The organism is Kitasatospora sp. NPDC001225, assembly GCF_053597855.1.
Window position 1 is genome coordinate 1 of record NZ_JBSFJC010000378.1, and the last position, 2,146, is coordinate 2,146.

Below are 2,146 nucleotides of genomic sequence, written 5' to 3' on the forward strand. Positions count from 1 at the left end.
GAGAGACTCCGGTGCGGCACCCGGTCCACCGGGTGCCGCAGCCCCGCCCCTCCCTCGTACGACAGGTGACGACTGTGAGCCACCTCGACACCCGGGGACCGGTCCCGTCCGCGCCGCCGCCCGTGCCCGACCCGCTCCCCTCCCACCCGGCCTTCGCGCGCCTGGCCCGCCTGGGCCAGCGGATCCGGCAGGCCGACCGCTCCGACCCGTGGGTCCTGGACACCGCCGTGGTCGTCATGGTCCTCCTGATGTTCGGCCTGCCGGACCTCCTCCACGGCGACGTCGACCACGCGCGCGAGCACCGGATCCACTTCACCCGGCTGCCCCTGGCCGCGACCCTCGCCCTCCAGGCGGGCCTCGTCCTGCCCCTGCTGTGGCGCCGGCGGCGCCCGACGGCGGCGTTCGCGGCCATCATGACCGTCTTCGTCGTCCAGTGGTCCACGGGCGCGGCACTGCGGGCCGACGCCGCCCTGCTCGTCGCCCTCTACAGCCTGGCCCTGCACGGAAGCCTGCGGCACCTGGCCTGGGCGTGCGCGGCCATGGCCGCGGCGAGCACCCTGGTCGCCGCGGAGGTGTCCTCCGGGCTGCCCGTCGGCGACGCGCTGTTCTTCCTGTTCAGCGCCGCGACGGCGGCCGTCGCCCTCGGCATCGCGGTACGGATCCGCCGCGCCCAGCTCGCCGGGCTGCGGGAACGCGCGGCCCGGCTGGAGATCGAGCGCGACCAGCGCAGCCGGCTGGCCGCCGTCACCGAGCGCACCAGAGTCGCCCGCGAGATGCACGACATCATCGGCCACAACCTGTCCGTCATCGTCACCCTCGCCGACGGCGGCGCGTACGCGGCCGAGGCCTCCCCCGAGCGCGGACGCGAGGCGCTGCTGCTGATCGGCGACACCAGCCGCCAGGCGCTCGGGGAGCTGCGGCGGATGCTCGGCGTCCTGCGCGACCAGGGCGAGGACGCCGAACTCACCCCGCAGCCGGGCATCGCCGACGTCGACGGGCTGTGCGCCCGCATCCGCGCGGCCGGCCCCCAGGTGGTGTACACGGCCGCCGGGGACCTCGACGCCCTCGACCGCGGGGTCCAGCTGATGGCCTACCGCATCGTCCAGGAGTCGCTCACCAACACCCTGAAGCACGCCGGCCCCGGCACCCGGGCCCACGTCACGCTCACCTCCGGGGACGACCGGCTGCGGGTGCGCGTACGGGACAGCGGCCCGCCCGACGGCCCCCCGCCGTCCGCCCCCGGCCGGCCGCCCCGCGAGGGCCACGGCCTCGCCGGCATACGGGAACGCGCGGCCCTGTACGGCGGCACCGTCACGGCGGGCCCCGGGCCCGGGGCAGGATGGACCGTGGAGGCCGTACTCGACCTCACCCCCGACCCGACAGGCGGCCCCGCGTGACCACCCTCCTCATCGTGGACGACCAGCCCTTGCAGCGGTACGGCTTCCGCATGCTGCTGGAGAGCCAACCCGACACCGAGGTCGTCGGCGAGGCCGCCCACGGCGCCGAGGCCGTCCGGCTCACCGCCGACCTGCGACCCGACGTCGTCCTGATGGACATCCGCATGCCCGGCATGGACGGCATCGAGGCCACCCGCCGGATCGTCGCCACCGGCGGCCGCTCCCGCGTCCTCGTGCTGACCACCTTCGACCTCGACGAGTACGCCCACTCCGCCCTGCGGGCCGGCGCCAGCGGCTTCCTCCTCAAGGACGCCCGCCCCGAGGAACTCCTCTCCGGGATCCGCGCCGTCGCGGTCGGCGACGCCGTCGTCGCCCCCGCCATCACCCGGCGCCTCCTCGACGCGTACGCCCACCACCTGCCGACCCGGCCGCCGGGCGCCGCCCCCGTCGAGGACAGCCGGCTGAACGCCCTCACCGACCGCGAGCGCGAGATCCTCGTCGCCGTCGCCCAGGGCTGGAGCAACAACGAGATCGCGAGCCGCCTCGTGCTCGCCGAGTCGACCGTCAAGACCCACGTCAGCCGCGTCATGGCCAAGATCGGCGCCCGCGACCGCGTCCAGGCCGTGATCTTCGCCTACGACCGCGGCCTCACCCGCCCCCCCCCCCCCCCCAAAAAGCCCCCAACCGCCCCCACCCCCCCCCACCCCCCCACCCCGCACAAACCCCCAAAAACCCCGCCCCCGCACCCC

The 2,146-nt window shown here is 76.0% G+C and carries 1 protein-coding gene and 1 pseudogene; both read left to right on the forward strand.

Annotated elements, in window-relative coordinates; translation table 11 throughout:
• Nucleotides 1-122: 122 nt before the first annotated feature.
• A complete protein-coding gene (locus tag ACWDCZ_RS40630) occupies nucleotides 123-1,397 on the forward strand; it encodes a sensor histidine kinase (protein ID WP_380779086.1) in 1,275 nt (424 codons plus the stop codon).
• Nucleotides 1,394-2,056 (forward strand): annotated as a pseudogene (locus ACWDCZ_RS40635) (response regulator); the annotation flags it as partial. The gene ACWDCZ_RS40630 and the pseudogene ACWDCZ_RS40635, both read left to right, overlap by 4 nt.
• Nucleotides 2,057-2,146 lie beyond the last annotated feature (90 nt).